An 18,498-nucleotide genomic window follows, 5' to 3' on the forward strand; every position below is an offset into this window, starting at 1 on the left:
GGTTATCGTGGAGCCGAGCGCCGAGAGTTGTTTGTTGACCCCCGGAGCGCGGATATGGATGGTGAACCGATGCCGCATGTTGAACCTATCTTGCGATAACAATGGCCAAGAGAACCGCGCCTCGGTGCATCATCATCGCAGGTCCAAACGGTGCGGGGAAGACCACGTTCGCCAAGAGTTTCCTTGTTCCTGATGCCCACGTTGTCAACTTTATCAATGCCGATCTGATCGCATCCGGGCTTTCACCCTTGATGCCGGAACGGGCAGCACGCGCTGCAGGACGGATCCTGTTGATGGAACTTGAACGCCTCACAGTGCGTGGGGAATCCTTCGCATTGGAAAGCACATTGAGCGGTCACACCTATGTGGAGCTGTTCAAGCGATGGAAAGAGCGAGGGTACCACATCGAGATCGTATTCCTGAGGGTTGAGGATTCGAAGATCTGCCTCTCGCGGGTGGCCGCACGAGTGAAGCAAGGAGGACATGACGTTCCTGCGAAAGATGTGGTGCGCAGGAATATCCGGGGCTGGGCGAATTTCAAGGAACACTATCGCGGATTGGCTGATAACTGGTGGGTATTTGATGCGACTGGCGCCGAACCAGTACTTTTGGAAAAGCATCCATGAAGAAGCCAAACTCCCAGAACGGAGAACTAAAGACGGAGGTGATCCTTAAGGCGCTCAAACGCGCAGCAAAGGAAGCCCGCCGCATGGCCAAGATCCACGGCACCAAGGTGTGGGTGATGGTGGATGGGAAGGTGGTGGGATTGAAGCCTTGAATTTTTGGATTCGCTAATTCCTGATTCCTAATTCCGATCAGCCTAAGCGGTCGTGGCCAATTAGGAATCAGGAATTAGCGAATCAGTATTGGGCCAACCACAGGACCTGCCCAACTTCGGACTCTTTCGTACTGCGGATTGGCATCAACGCGCATAAAGCTTCTGCACCGCAAACATCCCTGGCTTCCAATGCCCGTCGTGATCGATCAGGCTCCAGCTGGGGCCCGGCCAGCAATCGTTGAGTTGCCAGAAGAGCGTGCCCATGCAGCGCGGCTGCGCGGCCATCTGTGCTTTGATCGCGATCTGGTAAGCGTTGGCCTGTACCTCTTGGCTGTCGGTGATGAAGCGGCCTAAGGTCTTCGGTTCTTCGCCCAATTCTTCCTTGATCGCTTTCCAGATCGGAGCGTCCGTCTTGTAGCTCCGTTGGCGGTATTGGAGCGCAGGACTGCCGAGGTAAAGCTGCTTTGGATCGATGTACTTGGCGAGCAGAGCACTATCCGGCCAGCTCTGGAAACCGTACTCACTTACAAAGCGCCCGACGTTTTCCGCCATTGCCGCGATGGGTTCATCGCCATGCCACACGCCCCAATAGTGTAGGTCGCCGTTACGCAGTCCCGCCGCGTTTCCCCAGTTGCTCAGCGGACTTGTCCACGTGTAGGGTAGCCCCGCATCGTGTGCGACCTCTGCAAGTTGGCGCGCCCATAGATCGTGGTTCGTTTGGAAGATGCGTGCAGAATCAGCGCCGTGCAGATCGTACTTCTGCTGCCAACCCCAGTTCTTCCACGCCACGTCCAGCTCGTTGTTCCCGCAGAGCAGCGCCACGCTTGGATGTGTTGACAAACGAACTACTTGTTCGCGAGATTCCGCCAGAACGTTGTCTAAGAATGCGCCTTCCGCAGGTACCAAATTCGACAGCATGAAGTCCTGCCAGACCAAGATGCCCGCCGTGTCGCAGGCATCGAAGAAGGCATCGGGCGGGTAGATGCCACCGGCCCAGATGCGCACCATGTTCATGTTCGCGCGCTGAGCACTCGCCACCAAGGCCACCCAAGCGGAATCCCCGGCGCGCGAGGGGAACATGTCCGGCGGAACGATGTTGCAGCCCTTCATAAAGGTGGGCACGCCATTGATCACGAAGGTGAAAGAGCGACCGATGCTGTCCGCTTCTTGCCGCAGTTCAACACTTCGGAAACCGATGTTGCATTGTGCTTTGTCGAGCACATCTCCTGTGGCGTTACGCACTTCCACACGGATGCGATGCAGCGCTTGGTTACCGGATCCAGCAGGCCACCACAGATCGTTCTTGTCCACCGCGAAATGAAACGGTGCATCGATCATGTCCGATCGGGATGGCTCGATCCTTCGTTCGCCGATAAGTCGATCGTCGAGGAAATAGTGAAGTGACGCACGTTTTTCGCCACGAACGCTTGCGTGAATGGTGGCGCGGATGCTGTCCGCATCAAACTGCTGTCGCACCTGCAACGCGGTGATCCGTGACTTATTCCAGCAGCGCAATTCCACCGGTTGCCAAATGCCGCTGCTCACCAAGCGTGGCGCAAAGTCCCAGCCGAATTGATAAGCCGCCTTGCGGGCGTAGGGGCTTGCACCGGAAGGGTCATTGTCGTGCGGCAACTGCAGGCTGTACGCTTCACGCAGGGTTTTTCCTTCCGCGATCGGACTTCGGAAGATCACCTTCAATTCGTTGGCACCACGCCGCAATTTCTTCTTGATCGGCCATTCCCAGGTGCGGAACATGTTATCCGCCTTGCCAAGCAGGGCATTGTTCAGGTAGACCTCGGCGAAGGTGTCAAGCCCTTTGAAAACAAGGTCGATGTGCTCGTTCCGCAACAGCGTGCGGTCCGCAGTGATCGTGCGGGTGTAGGCCCAGTCCTTATTCTCGATCCATTGCACGCTGTCCGCATTGAAGTTGACATACGGATCCGGGATCAAGCCATGGCGCAGGAGGTCCGTATGCACCACGCCGGGCACTTCCGCAGAGAACCAACGTTCCGTGTCGGCTTGGCGAAAACGCCAGTTGCTGTCCAAGGGAACGTGGGTTACCTGCGCCGCGATCGTGATCGCGAAGGCGAGGCCACTGATCGTTGAAGCCACGGCCCTGCTGAGCAAGTATGTGAAGGTTGGTCGCCGGGCGATGCGGTCGAACATGGAGGCAATGTACTCCGCAGGTCACGGGGGAAGGACCAGAGAAACCTCACGCCGCCTGCTTCCGCCCGGATCTTTTAGACTTGGCTGCTGTGGCCTTGGACGACGCGCTCCATAGTTCCTTGACCAGTTCCGCGAAGCCCCTGCCCTCGGCCTTGGCGCGTGCCCAAGAGAGGAGGTCGATCTGGTCCATCACGGAGCGTTCGCGCGGCTCCTTCGCTGTGGCCTGCAGCTCCAGCAATAGGTTTTGCCAAAGGTCTTTCCGGAGTTTCATGGAGCCTGGCTTGGCCAATGCCTGCGCCTGTTCCAGCAGGATAAGCTCCAAAGTGAACGGGCCGTTGTGCTGCTTCAATGCGCGTTGGGTGTTGCGCACTATGTAAGCCAGTAGCTCCTCCTTGCCCAGTTCCACCAGGACCATCAAGTTGAGCATGCGGCCCAGTGCGTGCAGCTCGGTGTGGGCCTCGATACCCTTTTCGTTCAGGAGGCGGTTGCACCAGCGCAGTGCCCGGTCGTATTCCCCCGCGCCGAGGGAGACGTACGCGGCCTGTAGTGCGAGCTCGGCGCGGCGCACGGTGCTGGCGCGATCGCCGAACTGCTCCAGGCCCGCTTCCAAGGCGGTCAGATGCTCCACGGCCTTGCCGAATTCGCCCTTCGCGGAAAGCACCGAAAGCTCCAAGCTGCTGCCCATCACAAAGAGCTTCATCTCCAGGTCCGGGCTGGGCACCGTGGCCATCATCAGCGGGATCTTGCGGAATTCCCGAAAGCCGTCCAGGGCCTCCTGGTGCCTGCCCAAGCGCATGCGCACTTGGGCGAGGTTACCCATCACGCCGAGCATCAGGTCCGGCTCTTCTTGGAAGTGCTTCTGCTCTTTGCTCAGCACGTCGGCGCAGGCGGCCAATTGTTGTTCGCAAGGGGCCAGGTCGTTCTGCGCGTAAGCCAAGGCGCTGCGCACGTGATGGTGCAGGAACCGTGCGCGTGCGCTGTGCAGCTCGGCCCCGTCCGCCAGCAGCGGTTCTTGTGCCAAAGCCTCCAGTTGCTCCAGCTCCTTCGGGCCGGGTGCTTGGCCGCTTCGATAGATCAGTAGGAAGGAGGCGCTTTTGATCTGCCACAGCCGGTCCACCTCCTGCCACTCGTCCGCCACGCCTGCCACGGACCCTGCGCGCGTTGCAAGGTCAGCGGCGGTGACACCCGAATAGTTGCAGCGCTCCATGGCGCGCCGCTCCCATTCCGCCACCTGAAGAAGCAACGCCTGTCGGTCGTGTGCACGGGCCAATGTGCGTGCGCCACGCAGCACCTTGACGGCATCCGCATAGAGCGCCCTGCGGTGCAGCAGTTCCACATGATGGAGCATGCGCCGAAGCTTGTCGTCGATGGAGCTATCGGCGTGGAAAGCGTCCAAGCTGGCGAGCACGGTTTCATAGAGCCGTCGCTTGGTGATGGAAAAGCGGCGCATGAACGCAGCCCCGGCGAAGCGCTTGCGAATGGCCTTCTCGTCATAGGCGGGCATGGCGGCGATGGCGTCGAATAGCGCTTGGTGGTTGCTGTGGCCGGCCACCAGATGGCGGGAGGTATGGAGCTTGAAGTAGCGTTTCTCCGCCCGCGACATTGAATGGATCAGACGGTGTACATGGTCTTGGGCAAGCTTGGGCATGGTATACGTTTTTTGATAGCCTCCGTAAGCTATCACCGAGCTGTCCGTCCCGATATGCCCATCGCGGGGAACGGCGTGTTGCAGGGCACCAACGGCATGCGCAACAAAAAAGCCCGGAGGACCGGGCTTTGCTTGCAATGAGGAAAAAATTTCAGGACTTCGGCTTGCTCGACCGCTCCTTGTCGCCGAGGTCATCGCCGTCATCGGAGATGGGATCTTTACTGTTATCCGTGTTGCCCGGAGTTATGGTGGTACCGCCCTGGTCGCTGCTTCCTTGCACCGGCTTCATGGACTTCGAGACCTGAGGAGCCGTGGTAGGGGCCACGACCTCTTCCTTGGAACACCCGGTAGCGACCAGCATGAGCAATGCGAAAAGCATCGCACTGGCGGTCATGGTTATTTTTACTGGGCGTAGCATGTGCAACAAATGTAATGCATCAGGTCCCCGATCGCAAACGGTCCGGGCCGGTCGGCGCGGCCTCGGGTGAAGGCAGTTCGATCACCACCTGGGTACCGGCACTGCCGTGCTTGCCACCGAGCTGCTCTGGGCCTTGGATGCGGATGTCCGCGAGGTTGAGCTTCCGCAGGATGTCCGCGCGGCCCTTGGTGATCTCGATCCCGCGTGAGATGTGGTCACGCTCCGTGCCGTTCTTGCTGCCCACGCTGTGATCGATGCCGATACCGTCATCGGTGATGCGGATCCGCGTTCGGCCCTCCGCCGTGCGGTCCACGGTGATCTCCACGCGACCGGGGCGCGCCATGGGCAGAATGCCGTGCCAGATGCTGTTTTCCACGTAGGGCTGAAGCATCATCGCGGGGATCTTCACCGCATGGGTGTCCACTTCAGGGGCGATGCTAACGCTGTACTGGAATTTGTCTTTGAAGCGCATGTGCTCCAGCACCAAGTACAGTTCCAAGCGGGAAAGTTCCTCGGCCAAGGTGGTGGTGTCGTTCTGGCTGGCGTCCAGGTTCTTGCGGATCAGCTTCGCGAAGCTGGTGAGGTACTTGTTCGCCATGGTCCGGTCCTGGCGGTTGATGCTGTACTGGATGCTGTTCAACGCGTTGAAGATGAAGTGCCGGTTCATGTTCGCGTTCAACGCTTGTTGCTCAAATTGGAGCATACGGGAGCGGAGGATGAGGTTGTGGGTTTTTTCAGCGCGTTGGCGGCGGATCTTCCGATAGCGCATCACGCCCAGCAGGATCCCTGCGAGGATCGCCGCGCACAAGGCGAAGAACCACCACCGGAGCCAGAACGGCGGGGTGATGGTGAAGTCCACTGAGGCAGCGGGTCCCCAACGACCTTGACTGTCCGCAGCGCGCACCTCGAAGGTGTACGCCCCTTGCGGCAGGTTGGAATAGCTGGCGAAGCGCGCTTCGGTGGGCGGAAGCCGATCGTTGTCGAAACCGATGAGGCGGTACTGGAAACGCACATGCTGCCCATTCGCCAAGGCGATGGCGGTATAGGTGAAAGTGAGGTGGTTTTTCCGATAGCCGACCTGTAGTGGTGCCTTGGGCCCGCTGCCGATCCCGATGCTGTCCGACCCGGCGATGGGTTCGAGGAAGCTCGTGATGGCCGTGATGTGCGTGATCGGGGGAGCAGTGCTTGCGCGCAGCGGTTTGCGGACGGGGTCATGCACGACCAGGCCGGCGTTCGTGCCGAAGTAGAGCCGACCGCGGGCGTCCAGGTAGCCGGCATTGAGGTTGCATTCCAGCCCGCGCAAGCCCTCTTCTTCCGTAACGTGCTCCTTGGCTGAAGGGTCTGCCAGCAGGCTGTCCGGGTTGAAGCGGAAGAGCCCGTTGTTGGTACCGGCCCAGAGGTTGTTGCTTTCGTCCCGCAGCAGGAGGTCCACGTAGTTCGACCCGAAATCCATTCCGAGGTCGATCCGGGTGAAATGTCCTTTGTCATAGCAGGTCAGTCCGTTCGATGTGCCCATCCAGAGCCGCCCTTTCGCATCCGGGCTGAGGCAGAAGACGTTGTTGTGGCTCATGCCGTCCGCAGTGGTGAAGCATCGGGCGCTGTCGCCTTCGATCCGCACCGCACCAAGGTCCGTGGCCAACCAGATCGTCCCCGAGGTGGTACTGCGAATACTCCGCACCCCGCGCAAGGCGGTCCCGTGCATTTCGCCATGTTGTTCCACGCTGCCGTCCGGGTGTAGCATGGATACGCCGTCCCGTGTTCCGCACCACAGGTCGCCGGTCGGTGCGCGGAAAAGGGAAAGCACACGTTGACCGGTCAGCGCTTGGAACGGCTCCAGAGGGATCACGATGCCGTTCACGATGTGGCAGAGGCCGTCGCTGGTGCCGAACCACAGGGAGCTGTCCCTGTCCACAAGCCCGCACCAGACGGTGTTGTTGGGCAGGCCGTCCAAAGTGGAGATCTGCGCCATGCCGTCCATGCGGCACACCCCGTTGCCGTAAGTGCCCAACCAGATATCGCCGTGCTTGTCGCTCAGGGCACACATCACCAGGTCGCTGCACAGCCCTTCGGTAACGGTGTATGTCACATAGGATTCGCCGGCGTAGCGCAGCACCCCCGCGCCGTCCGTGCCGAACCACAGGCCGCCGCCATCATCCTCGAAAAGGCACCAGACATTGTCGTTGGGCATGCCCTGATGCACCGTGTAGGCACGCAAGCGCCCGTCCTCCAGCAGGTCGACGCCGAACTTGGTCCCCGCCCACAAGCGATCGCGGCGGTCCACGAGCAGGGCGCGCACATTGTTCTGAAGCAGGCCGTTCGCTTCGTTATATTCCACCGGCGTCCCGTCCTTCTGCAGCCCGAACAGGCCATCGCCGTAGGTACCCACCCAGATCGTTCCGTCCTTCCCCAGGGCCAAGGCGCTGATGGAGGAGGATATGGGGAGCTTCACCGGCGTCCAGCCCTTGCTGCCCCCGCGAAGCAGGCCATTCCGGAGTCCGGCCAACAAACTGCCGTCGTGCATGATCAGCAGGGTGCGCACGCTGCTGGCCGTGTCCTTGGGCCAATGGGGAGGAACGCTCACCAGCCCGCGTTGCAGTTGAAGCAGCCCGGCACCTTCGGACCCGATGTAGATCGTGCCGTCGGTTCCTTCCGCCAGCGCGAGGATGCGGGCATCGGAAGCCGACTTTGGTAGGGGAACGGTATGCATGGCATGGCCATCGAAATGGACCAGGAAGGAGCCGCAGCCCAACCACACCGTGCCGTCCGAAGCACCCAGCAGCGCATTTACCTGAGGGTCGGGGAGGCCGTCGCGCAGGCCGAAATTGATGAAGTCCTCACCGTCGAAACGGCTGGCGCCGCCCAAGGTCCCGAACCAGAGGTAGCCCGACCTGTCCTGCGCCATGCAGCGCACCTGGCTTTGTGCAAGGCCGTTCCGCGGGGCGAACTGTGTGAAGCCGAACTGCTGGGCGAGCAGGGAAGGAGCGGGAAAGCAGAGGGCGACGGCAAGCAGGAAGCCTGCCCTGCGGCGCGACCGGGCACGTGCTGATACCGGGCTTCCCGTGCCTGCCACCGTCAAAAAGTATTGATCATCGCCAAGAGGTCCGGCAAGCGGCGGCGGCTCACCGGCACCAGCGCACCGTTGTCCAGCACGGCCATGTTGCCTTCACTGCGGCTGAAGCTCCGCAGATGCTCCAGGTTGATGATGTAGGATTTGTGGACGCGGAAGAATTTCTTGGGGTCGAGGTTGGTCTCGAACACGCGGATGTGCTTGCTGCTGATGGTGCGCTTCCCGTCGCGGACATGCACCACGGTGTAGCTGTCACTGGCTTCCAGATAGAGGATGTCCTCGTGGCGCAACAGTACCAGCCCGTCGCGGCTGGGCACGGCCACACGGGTGCTCAGCGGCGATGCCGGATCGTTCATCAGGGCATGTAAGCCTTCGCTGCGCCGTTTGGTCTCACCAGGGTCGCCCACCGTGCGCTCCAGCTTGCCCACGGCCCGGTCCAGTTCTTCCGGGTCGATCGGCTTCTCCAGATAGTCCAAGGCATTTTCCTTGAAGGCACGCAGGGCGAACTCGTCGTAGGCCGTGGTGAAGACCACAGGGAGATGGGGTTCCGGAAGGGAGCGCAGCAGCGAAAAGCCGTCCTCGCCGGGCATCTTGATGTCAAGGAAAAGCGCCTGCGGGTCCATCGTTCCGATCAGTTTCCGGGCCTCATCGGCCGTGGCCGCCATGCCCACCACTTCCACGTTCGGACATTGCTCTTCAAGCATCAGCTGAAGGTTATGGCGGGCATCCGCCTCATCGTCCACTATCAGTGCGCGTATGGCCATGGTGTCGGAATTGTCCGGAAAGTAGGACAAGGTAGGGAGGCCGGGACATGCGAAGCCATGAACGGTCGTTCCTGGCCAAGGCGCGGAAGAGGTTGTCCATTGCTTGAATGATTGCGAGGAATGGGGTATTTCCCGCTCGCGCCTTGGGATCCACCGTTGCTCGTTGTGAGCATATGGACGCACTGAGATCGCGATAGTTTCGTGCAGGACCAACACCTCCGTTACCATGAAAAACTCATACTCCATCCTCACGATCGGCGCTCCCTACTGGATCTTCAACGACTTGGGGAACTAGACCGGCGCTCCAAGAGTTGGCGACATTCCGGGCCTGCCTCCCGCAGGGACGGCCTGCCCCGGAATCCCGGAAGGACTTCCCGTAACCGCGTTTTCGGAACATTTGGCCGCTCAGGGCGTAACAAGCCCCGAAACCATTTGCCATGAAAACGGGACCAGAAACGGAACTGAAGATCCGCATCGACCAGATCGAGCGGCTCTTGATGTTCGACTACGAACCGGGTACCGCGGACGCGCTCTTCGATATCTGCACCAGTGACGGACATATCCTGAAGACCGGCGATGTGATAGGCCCGGTTACTGAGGTCCGACTCACCGACGTGCATGACAACGAGCTGGTGCTCATGGTGCTCGACGGCGACCGTTCCGTGGTGCGCCCGATCCACTTGAACAAGGCGGTTTGATGCGCAGTTGCTCAGGCACAACGCCCCGTTTCAGCGGGTTGACGATCGTCTGTACGGCGCTCTCCGAGCAGGCCAATGAAGGCTTGGTACATCGGGTTGTCACACATACCACGCATCCTGTTGCATTGGAAGTGCGGTATGTACTTCGGCTGAAGGCCGGTGCTGGCGGTTCTTCGAAGGCGAAGGCTTGATCGATCGCGATCCTTCCCGACCCGTTCCGTTCCGGCGCTCGGATCGGCGATAACCTCAGAACTCAGCCGAGTACCTGGCTGTTGAACGCCTCAAGCGGACTCCGATAATACTGGCTTGCGCCAATCCCCATCTTCGTGCTCGGGGGTCCTCAACGCTTTCCGTCGCTCCGGCCACTCCACACTTGCTTTGACGGACATTTGAAGGGCCGAGCAAAGGCCACGTGCCTCACCCGAACAACTGCCCCAGCACTTCATCCACTCGTCCCACCGGCACGACTTCGATCCCTCTGCTCTTGGGCAATCCCCGAACTCGCGCAGGTCTTCCCAGAATAATTTCTGGCGCGGGAGTTAGGCGAGCGTGGCCTTGTGCGAGGTAGGCCGTCCTCCCGTGCCTCACCCGAACAACTGCCCCAGCACCTCATCCACCCGTCCCACCGGCACGATCTCGATCCCGCTGCTTTTGGGCAATCCCTTGGTTCCTTTCGGCACGAAGATCTTCGCGAAGCCCAACTTGGCGGCTTCTGAGATGCGCTGTTCGGTGCGGGTTACCGGGCGCACTTCGCCGGTAAGGCCCACTTCGCCTGCAAAGCAGCAATCCATGGGCACGGGGATGTCAGCATTGCTGCCCAGCACGGCGCAGACCACCGCGAGGTCAATGGCGGGTTCCTCCACGCGGAAGCCGCCAGCGAGGTTGAGGAATACGTCCTTCTGGCCCAGCCTGAATCCGCAGCGCTTCTCCAGAACCGCCAGCAGCATGTTCATCCGGCGCAGGTCGAAGCCGGTGGCGCTGCGTTGTGGGGTACCGTAGACGGCGCTGCTCACCAAGGCCTGCACCTCGATCAGGAGAGGCCGCATGCCTTCCAACGTGGCCGCTACGCATACGCCGCTGGGGCGCGGGCCGCGGTCGCCTAAAAGCACTTGGCTGGGGTCCTCCACGATGGCGAGGCCGCTGCCGCGCATCTCATAGATCCCCAGCTCGTTGGTGCTGCCGAAGCGGTTCTTCAACGGGCGCAGCAGCCGGTAGGCATGGTCGCGGTCGCCTTCGAACTGCAGCACACAGTCCACCATGTGTTCCAGCACCTTCGGTCCGGCGATGGCGCCGTCCTTGGTGATGTGGCCGATCAGCACCATGGGGATGCCAGTGGCCTTGGCGTAGCGCATGAGCTCGCTGGTGCATTCGCGCACTTGGCCCACGCTGCCGGGGCTTCCGTCCAGCACGGCGGTATGGAGCGTTTGCACGCTGTCCACGATCACCAGGCCGGGTTGCAACTCCTCGATCTGGCGGAAAATGTTCTGGGTATTGGTCTCGGTGAGAACGAAGCAGTTGGAGCCGTCGGCCTTCTTTCCCAATTCCTCGGAAAGGCGCTCGGCGCGCATCTTCACCTGCTGAGCACTTTCTTCCCCACTGATGTACAGCGTGGATAGCTGCGGTGTGCGCAAGGCCGTCTGCAGCATCAACGTGCTTTTGCCGATGCCGGGGTCGCCACCGATGAGGATCAAGGAGCCGGGTACCACGCCGCCGCCAAGCACGCGGTCCAGTTCACGGTCGCCCAAGGTGATGCGCGGCCCGTCCTCAGCGCTGATATCGGAGATCGCTACCGGGCGTTGGTCGCGGTTGCGGATGCTGGCCGGTGTTCCGCGCTTTTCCTCCACGCGGTCCCGCACTTCCTCCACCAGCGTGTTCCACTCCTTGCAGGTGCTGCACTGGCCAAGCCACTGGGCATGCACCGCGCCGCAGTTCTTGCAGACGTACTGCGAGCGGAGTTTAGGCGGTTTGGGTACGGCGAAGGCGAGGCTCGCAGGCCTTGGGGAGTACTCCCGCCATGGCGGATGCGCTCCACGAGTGAGGTGGTGGAAAGTCCTTCCACCAGCGGCAGGGAAAGCACCTCGCCGCCGTATTTCGTCACGTATTCGCCACCGACGATCTTGTCCACGGTCCAGTCACCCCCTTTCACCAGTACGTCGGGGTGTACGGCTTGGATCAATTCCATCGGTGTGTCCTGGTCGAAGATCACTACGGCATCCACACAGCGCAGGGCGGCGAGCACATGGGCGCGATCGTCCTCCGTGTTCAAGGGGCGGTCCTCGCCTTTGCCCAAGCGCTTCACACTGGCATCGCTGTTGAGGCCCACGATCAGCCGGTGCCCCTGTGCTGCGGCCTGTTCCAAGTAGGTGATGTGGCCGCGGTGCAGGATGTCGAACACGCCGTTGGTGAAGACGATGCGGTCGCTTTTCAGGCGCCACACGTGGGCCATGCGTTGCACGTTCACGAGGTCCATGATGCGGGAAGCGGGCGGGTTCGTCATTTGGCTGCGGGCCTTTTGATGGCCAATAAAAGTAGGGACAGTCCGCCGAGCACGATCAGCATCAGCGTTTGGGCCACCCAGAGCAGCCAGCCCATAGCGAGTGCCTCGGGACGGATGTAGCCGCCGCCCACCGGAGGCAACATGTAGATGCTGACGATGAGCGCCACGAAGGCCGGGTACACCCCGATGCCGCCCTGCACCAGCACGATGCCCACGGCACCGGCCACGAAGCCGGCGAGGATGCCGGCCATGGGCACGTCCACCGTTTCCGGAAGGGCGTAGAAGCCCAGCTTGAACATACCGACGTAGGCGGCCCAGATGATCAAGGTGTGCAGCAGGAAGCCGACGCGGTCCTTGGTGCGGAACACGGCGCGCAGGCCTTGGCTGAAGCCGCGCAACAGCTCGCGCACTTTATAGCGCAGCGTGGGCCGAGTGGCTATGAGATAGACCGCGACGATGGCGATGGCGGCAAGCCCCGCCATGATCCACGGTCCCCAGGCAATGCCACCCTCTTGCGCAGGCCCCTGCGATTCGCGGAAGGCCGCGATGCGGCTCTTGAACAGGTCCAGTTTTTCGAGCTGGAGCAGCAGGGTGACCCCGGCGATCCCCAAGAGCATCAACATGTCCACGGCGCGTTCGGCCAGGATGGTACCGAAGCCCTTTTCGAAAGGCACCTTCTCCGTGCGGTAAAGAGAGACGGCGCGGCTGGCCTCGCCCGCGCGGGGCAGGAAGAGGTTCATGAAGTAGCCGATCATCACCGCGTGGTAGCAGTTCCAAAACCCGGGGCGGTAGCCCATCGGCTCCAGTATGTAACGCCAGCGCCATGCCCGGCTGATATGGGAGAGCCAACCCACGAAGCTTGCCAAGATCAACCAGCGTAGATCAGCCTGCCGGAATGCCTCGAACAATTCCTCCCGCTGCTTAGGTTCCAAGGCATCGTAGAAGTAGAACACCAGCCATACGCCGATGGCCAGTGGCAGGCCCACTTTCAATATGGCGATCACTGTCCGCTTCACCGGTGCAGCGTGTTGTTGCGTTCGCCTGGAATGCTATCGACAGTGTTGAAGTTGCAGGCTTTCTCCAAGGGCATGTGGGCAAAGTTATCGGCGCAGGGTAATGTTGTCGATCAAGCGCACGGGGCCTACTTGGGCGGCGATGAGCGCTGCGGCTTCGGATACTTCGTCCCAGCTCGTCAAGGGCTGAAGCGTGTCCGGATGTGCGACCTGGAGGTAGTCCAGCTGGACCGATGGTCGCTCGGCCAGCACGTGCAGGCCGGCCTGGAGCGCTTCTGCGACCGGTAGCTTGAATGCTGCATCTTGCACCGCACGAAGCACACTGTACAGAACGGGTGCCATTTCACGCTCTTCCGCGGAAAGCCGTTGGTTCCTCGAGCTCAGGGCGAGGCCATCCTCCGCCCGCACGATCGGATGGCCGATGATCTCCACGGGCCAGCGAAGACGGTCCGTGACATGATGGATCACTGCTAATTGCTGCCGGTCCTTTTCGCCGAAGAGGGCCAGGTCCGGGCGCACATAATGGAACAGGCGTTCCACCACGTTCACAACGCCTTGGAAATGCCCCGGCCGTGATGCGCCTTCCAAGATCCCGTCCAAGCCGTTCAGGTCGTATTCCACGGGCTTGAAGTCATGGAACAGCTCCTCGGCCACGGGCGAGAATACCATGTCGCAGCCCACCTCCCCGAGCATGCGCCGGTCCTCCTCGGGATGCCGCGGATACCGTTCGAGGTCCTTCTTGTCGTTGAATTGGAGCGGGTTCACGAAGATGCTGGCCACCACGGTGTCGGCGTGCTCGCGGGCATGGCGCACGAGGGCGAGGTGGCCTTCGTGCAGCGCGCCCATGGTGGGGACGAAGGCGATACGCCGGGCATTCCGGCGTTGGGACGCCGACCAAAGAGCAGCCTGTGCGGGGTGGGTGGTGAGTTCCAAAAGCGCCGGTACAAGGGGGCCAAACTACGGTCGAGCTTGAATATCGGGGAATTTGTCTATACTTTTGTGGTCCCAATCCCCAGAACCTTACAGATGAGTTTGAAGAACGCGAAGGTCCTCACCATATCCCAAAACATCCACCCCTTTACGGATGGTTCAGGTATGGCGAAGGCCACCCGGCAGTTGCCCCAGGGCATTTTGGAGAAAGGCAACGAGATCCGGGTGTTCATGCCGAAATTCGGCTCCATCAATGAGCGTAGGCACCAATTGCACGAGGTGATCCGGCTCAGCGGGATGAACCTGATCATCAACGATACGGACCACGCCTTGCTGATCAAGGTGGCCAGCGTGCCCAGTGCGCGCATGCAGGTCTACTTCATTGACAACGAGGAGTATTTCAAGCGGAAAGCCACCATCGAGGACGATGACGAGGTCTTCTTCCCGGACAATGACGAGCGCGCGCTCTTCTTCTGCCGCGGGGTGCTGGAGACCGTGCGCAAGCTCGGCTGGCGGCCGGACATCATCCATTGCCACGGCTGGATGACCGCGTTCATTCCCTTGTACGTCCGCCACTTCTTCAATGACGATCCGCACTTCGAGGATGCCAAGATCGTGTTCAGCGCTTACGACGACAAGCCGGAGGCCTTGGACAAGGAGCTTCCCAAGAAGTTGGCCATGGAAGGCTTCGACAAGACCCTGCTCAAGGGCTTGGGCAAGTGTACCACGGACGACCTGCTCAAGTTCGCCATGGGCATGAGCGATGCCTTGGTGAAGGGCAGCCCCAAGCTCAGCCGCTCCATGGATACGGCCATCAAGGCCATGGACAAGCCCCTGCTCACTTATTCCAAGGATGCGGATGAGCGCTTGGACGCCCACTTGGAGTTCTACCAGAGTGTGATGGAGGAAGCGCTCGTCTGATATTTTGAGCACATCCACCCCCGCCGTTCTTGTACGGTCCGCGCTTGCGGCTGTGCTGTTATTTGGCCTGTTCGCCGCTGAAGGTTGCAAGAAACCGGAGGACGATCTTGGGCTTTCCGTACTGGACCCCGCGGACACATTGGGTACCGTCCGCACCGATACCGTTAGCATCGTGGCATGGACGCGGATCGCGGATTCCGTGCAAACCAGCGCACTGAGTTCCAACGAGATCGGTAGCTACCTCGATCCACAGTTCGGGCGGGTGACTACGGGCACGGTCACGCAGCTGCGGCTCAGTGTGAATGACGTGGGCCCCGCCGATGAGAGCCTCGTTTGCGATTCCTTAGTACTGTCCTTGGCGTATAGCACGGTAGACCCTTATTATGGGACCCTCGACCCACAGACCATCCGCGTGTTCAGGCTGAATGAGGACCTGACGACGGATTCCATCTACAGGAGCAACCGCCAACCCGTGACGGACAATGTGGACTTGGTGCAGGAGGGTTCGTCGCTTCACTTCACTCCTTTTCCCGTCGATTCGCCCTTGGTCGGTGGGGTACGCGTGACACCGCAGCTGCGCATTCCGCTTTCCACGGATCTCGGCAAAGAGCTGCTTGGGTTATGGGGCCAGCCCACATTGGCCGACAACGCCTCTTTCCTGGCCTTTTTCAAAGGACTTTATGTCGTTCCGGACGAGACGGGTCAATCACCGTCGACCGGCGGGATCTGGCGCTTCAATCTCTTGAACGGGGCCTCCAAGATGACCCTGTACTACCACGATGGGGCAGGTGTGAACTCTTCGTTCGACTTTATCATCGGATCGAGCGGCGTGCGCTATACATATGCCAAGTTCGATCGTTCTTCCGCCACTGGGATCACGCAAGCTTTGTCGGATACTTCCCAAGGTCAGCAAGTCACTTACATCCAAGCCATGGGCGGCCTTCGCCCGGAGATCCGCTTCCCGTACTTGGACCGCTATGCCAACAGTCCTTATCAGACATTAGCCAAGGCTGAACTGATCGTTTCCGTGGCCAATGATGACACGGCCAGCTATCCGCCCCCATCGCTATTGTACCCACTGCGCAAGGATGCGGACGGCATCGACCGCTTCCTGCCGGACCAGGACCCGGGGCTGGGGGTCTTGGGCGGCTTCTATGAGGCGGAGACCAAGGAATACCATTTCAACATGACGCGCTGGGTACAAGGTGTGATCAACGGCACCTATGCGAACACGGGCCTGGCCTTCGTACCGGGCAGCAGCGGCATATCGGTGAACAGGGCAGCCCTTGCCGGACCCCAGCACCCGGACCACCCGATGAAACTGGTGCTTACCTTCACCACATATTGACGGAGAATCATGTGCGGGATCGTCGGCTATGTGGGCAAAAAGGAAGCCTACCCCATTTTGATCAACGGCTTGAAGCGGCTGGAATACCGGGGCTATGACAGTGCTGGTGTGGCCTTGATCGGCCCGGACGGGCTGAATGTGCGCAAGTGCAAGGGCAAGGTGAGCGACTTGGAGGCCCATGTGAACGGTGCTCAAATGCTCGGTACCATCGGTATCGGCCACACGCGCTGGGCTACGCATGGCGAACCGAACGATGTGAACGCGCACCCGCACGTTTCCAACAGCGGCGACCTGGCCTTGATCCATAACGGGATCATCGAGAACTACGCCACGCTGAAGGAGGAGCTCATTAAACGTGGTCACGAGTTCAAGAGTGAGACCGATACGGAAGTGCTGGTGCATCTCATCGATGACATCCAGCGTTCGGAGGGTACCGACCTCCCGGAATCCGTGCGGTTAGCTTTGGAGAACGTGGTAGGGGCCTATGCCATCGTGGTGCTGGACCGGAAGACGCCGGACCTGTTGGTGGCCGCGCGGAAAAGCAGTCCGTTGGTCATCGGCATCGGCGAGGACGGCGACCATTTCCTGGCCAGCGACGCCACCCCGATCGTGGAGCACACCCGCAACGTGGTGTACATGGAGGACGGCGAGATCGCCATCATCGAACGGGACAAGGGCCTTCGGGTGCGGAACATCAAGAACCAAGAGAAGCGGCCTTCGATCCAAGCGCTGGAGATCCAGTTGGAAGCGCTGGAGAAGAGCGGATACGAGCACTTCATGCTCAAGGAGATCAACGAGCAGCCCAGGAGCATCCGCGATTCCATGCGGGGGCGGTTGAACTTGGCGCAAGGCGAGATCGTCCTCGGTGGCATTAAGGACTATGAGCAGAAGTTCGTCAACGCTAAGCGGATCCTTATCGTGGCGTGCGGCACCAGCTGGCATGCGGGCATGGTGGGCGAATACCTCTTCGAGGAGTTCGCACGCATTCCGGTGGAAGTGGAATATGCAAGTGAATTCCGCTATCGGGACCCGGTGATCAACGAGGACGACATTGTGATCGCCGTCAGCCAGAGCGGGGAGACGGCGGACACCTTGGCGGCCATCGAACTGGCGAAGGGCCGCGGTGCCACGATCATCGGCATCTGCAACGTGGTGGGCAGCAGCATTGCGCGCATGACCCATGCGGGCTCATACACCCATGCCGGCCCGGAGATCGGCGTGGCCAGCACCAAGGCGTTCACCGCACAGGTTACCCTGCTCACGTTAATGGCCCTGATGATCGGGCACCGGAAGGGAACCATCGACGAGGCCAAGTACCGGGAGCTGCTGATGGAGCTCGATGCCATTCCGTCCAAGGTGGAGAAGGTGTTGAAGACGGAGGCGCAGATCAAGTACATCGCCAGCATCTACAAAGATGCCCGCAACGCGCTGTACTTGGGCCGTGGATATTCCTTCCCGGTGGCTTTGGAAGGCGCATTGAAGTTGAAGGAGATCAGCTACATCCATGCGGAGGGTTATCCTGCGGCGGAGATGAAGCATGGTCCCATCGCGTTGATCGACGAGGAGATGCCGGTGTTCGTCATCGCCACGCACGGTGCCAGCTATGAGAAGGTGGTGAGCAACATCCAGGAAGTGAAGGCGAGGAAGGGCAAAGTGATCGCCGTGGTCACCGAGGGGGATACCACTGTGAAGGAACTGGCGGACCATACGATCGAGATCCCCGCCTCACCGGACGCTTTCGTGCCCTTGCTGGCCGTGGTGCCGTTCCAGCTGATCAGCTACCACATCGCCGTGATGCGCGGTTGCAACGTGGACCAGCCCCGGAACCTGGCCAAGAGCGTCACGGTGGAGTAAGTGCCTTGGTGCGCCCTTCGGACCACATGAACACCTTGTTGTTGTGCATGTAGGCTTTCAGGTCCTTTGTGAAGAGGATATGGGCAAGGTCGATGAGAACGAACACCCCAAAGCCGCCGAACGTGAGGCCGTAGATGATCGGCACCTTCAGATCCGTGCCGAAATAAAGCCGGTGTGCACCGAAAGTGCCCAAGGTCAAGGCAAGGGTGGCGGCTACTAACCGTTGCGGCTCCTTTTGGGCCGGGTCGCCGGGTGTAGTTTCCACGGGTAAAAGGACCGTGATCACCGCCGCCGGATCGGTGAACGGCCCTGCCGCCATGCAGGTGCTTTGGCCAAGAATGGTCAATAGGAGACCCGTGATCACGACGAGGTGCTTTACCGGCATGTGTCAAAAGT

General features: G+C 60.6%; 15 protein-coding genes and 1 pseudogene. 6 read left to right on the forward strand and 10 right to left on the reverse strand.

The genetic code is table 11. From position 1 onward, the window contains the following. The first annotated feature begins 101 nt into the window (after nucleotides 1–101). Both IPP95_11670 and IPP95_11675 read left to right on the forward strand, forming a co-directional pair. Nucleotides 102–626: a zeta toxin family protein gene (locus tag IPP95_11670; protein ID QQS71838.1), complete on the forward strand. Its 525-nt coding sequence runs from the start codon at nucleotides 102–104 to the stop codon at nucleotides 624–626. Then, nucleotides 623–778 (forward strand): hypothetical protein, encoded by a 156-nt coding sequence (locus IPP95_11675; GenBank protein ID QQS71839.1) that lies wholly within the window; start codon nucleotides 623–625, stop codon nucleotides 776–778. Before IPP95_11670 ends, IPP95_11675 begins: the two co-directional genes overlap by 4 nt. A 144-nt stretch (nucleotides 779–922) precedes the next feature. Here IPP95_11675 and IPP95_11680 read toward each other — a convergent pair whose 3' ends face one another. The 5 genes from IPP95_11680 to IPP95_11700 all read right to left on the reverse strand — a co-directional run bounded on the left by IPP95_11680 (nucleotide 923) and on the right by IPP95_11700 (nucleotide 8,841). Further along, nucleotides 923–2,944, reverse strand: coding sequence for a glycoside hydrolase family 2 protein (locus tag IPP95_11680; protein QQS71840.1), 2,022 nt, complete (start codon nucleotides 2,942–2,944; stop codon nucleotides 923–925). 46 nt (nucleotides 2,945–2,990) lie between these two features. Beyond that, nucleotides 2,991–4,592 carry a hypothetical protein gene (locus IPP95_11685; protein ID QQS71841.1) on the reverse strand — a complete coding sequence of 534 codons (1,602 nt, stop codon included), beginning with the start codon at nucleotides 4,590–4,592 and terminating at the stop codon, nucleotides 2,991–2,993. 151 nt (nucleotides 4,593–4,743) lie between these two features. Then, nucleotides 4,744–5,010: a hypothetical protein gene (locus tag IPP95_11690; protein QQS71842.1), complete on the reverse strand. Its 267-nt coding sequence runs from the start codon at nucleotides 5,008–5,010 to the stop codon at nucleotides 4,744–4,746. 19 nt (nucleotides 5,011–5,029) lie between these two features. Further along, entirely contained in the window at nucleotides 5,030–8,080 is a 3,051-nt protein-coding gene (locus tag IPP95_11695; GenBank protein ID QQS71843.1) for a histidine kinase, read from the reverse strand. A 2-nt stretch (nucleotides 8,081–8,082) separates the two neighbouring features. After that, nucleotides 8,083–8,841: a response regulator transcription factor gene (locus IPP95_11700; protein QQS71844.1), complete on the reverse strand. Its 759-nt coding sequence runs from the start codon at nucleotides 8,839–8,841 to the stop codon at nucleotides 8,083–8,085. 437 nt (nucleotides 8,842–9,278) lie between these two features. Between IPP95_11700 and IPP95_11705 the strand changes: the two genes are divergently transcribed. Beyond that, nucleotides 9,279–9,539, forward strand: coding sequence for a hypothetical protein (locus tag IPP95_11705; protein ID QQS71845.1), 261 nt, complete (start codon nucleotides 9,279–9,281; stop codon nucleotides 9,537–9,539). A 584-nt stretch (nucleotides 9,540–10,123) separates the two neighbouring features. Here the strand turns inward: IPP95_11705 and radA are convergent. The 4 genes and pseudogenes from radA to IPP95_11725 form a co-directional block, all read right to left on the reverse strand. Next, nucleotides 10,124–11,629, reverse strand: a complete 1,506-nt coding sequence (gene radA / locus IPP95_11710) for a DNA repair protein RadA (GenBank protein QQS74257.1) — start codon at nucleotides 11,627–11,629, stop codon at nucleotides 10,124–10,126. Continuing rightward, nucleotides 11,557–12,036: pseudogene (gene rfaE2 / locus IPP95_11715) on the reverse strand (D-glycero-beta-D-manno-heptose 1-phosphate adenylyltransferase). Before rfaE2 ends, radA begins: the two are co-directional and overlap by 73 nt. Further along, complete coding sequence (locus IPP95_11720; GenBank protein QQS71846.1) at nucleotides 12,033–13,052, reverse strand: flippase-like domain-containing protein; 1,020 nt, start codon at nucleotides 13,050–13,052, stop codon at nucleotides 12,033–12,035. Before IPP95_11720 ends, rfaE2 begins: the two are co-directional and overlap by 4 nt. Nucleotides 13,053–13,136: 84 nt before the next feature. Continuing rightward, the gene (locus tag IPP95_11725; protein QQS71847.1) at nucleotides 13,137–13,982 is read right to left on the reverse strand and encodes a pantoate--beta-alanine ligase; all 846 of its coding nucleotides are present in this window, start codon (nucleotides 13,980–13,982) and stop codon (nucleotides 13,137–13,139) included. A gap of 99 nt (nucleotides 13,983–14,081) precedes the next feature. Between IPP95_11725 and IPP95_11730 the strand changes: the two genes are divergently transcribed. The 3 genes from IPP95_11730 to glmS are packed head-to-tail and all read left to right on the forward strand — an operon-like array spanning nucleotide 14,082 to nucleotide 18,102. Beyond that, nucleotides 14,082–14,900, forward strand: coding sequence for a glycogen/starch synthase (locus IPP95_11730; protein QQS74258.1), 819 nt, complete (start codon nucleotides 14,082–14,084; stop codon nucleotides 14,898–14,900). A 4-nt stretch (nucleotides 14,901–14,904) separates the two neighbouring features. Further along, nucleotides 14,905–16,248 (forward strand): DUF4270 domain-containing protein, encoded by a 1,344-nt coding sequence (locus IPP95_11735; GenBank protein QQS71848.1) that lies wholly within the window; start codon nucleotides 14,905–14,907, stop codon nucleotides 16,246–16,248. A gap of 9 nt (nucleotides 16,249–16,257) precedes the next feature. Then, nucleotides 16,258–18,102, forward strand: a complete 1,845-nt coding sequence (gene glmS, locus IPP95_11740) for a glutamine--fructose-6-phosphate transaminase (isomerizing) (protein QQS71849.1) — start codon at nucleotides 16,258–16,260, stop codon at nucleotides 18,100–18,102. Here glmS and IPP95_11745 read toward each other — a convergent pair. Beyond that, nucleotides 18,089–18,487, reverse strand: coding sequence for a TM2 domain-containing protein (locus IPP95_11745; protein QQS71850.1), 399 nt, complete (start codon nucleotides 18,485–18,487; stop codon nucleotides 18,089–18,091). The genes glmS and IPP95_11745 overlap by 14 nt on opposite strands. Between the last annotated feature and the right edge of the window lie 11 nt (nucleotides 18,488–18,498).

The organism is Flavobacteriales bacterium (genome assembly GCA_016700415.1).
GTDB lineage: Bacteria > Bacteroidota > Bacteroidia > Flavobacteriales_F > PHOS-HE28 > PHOS-HE28.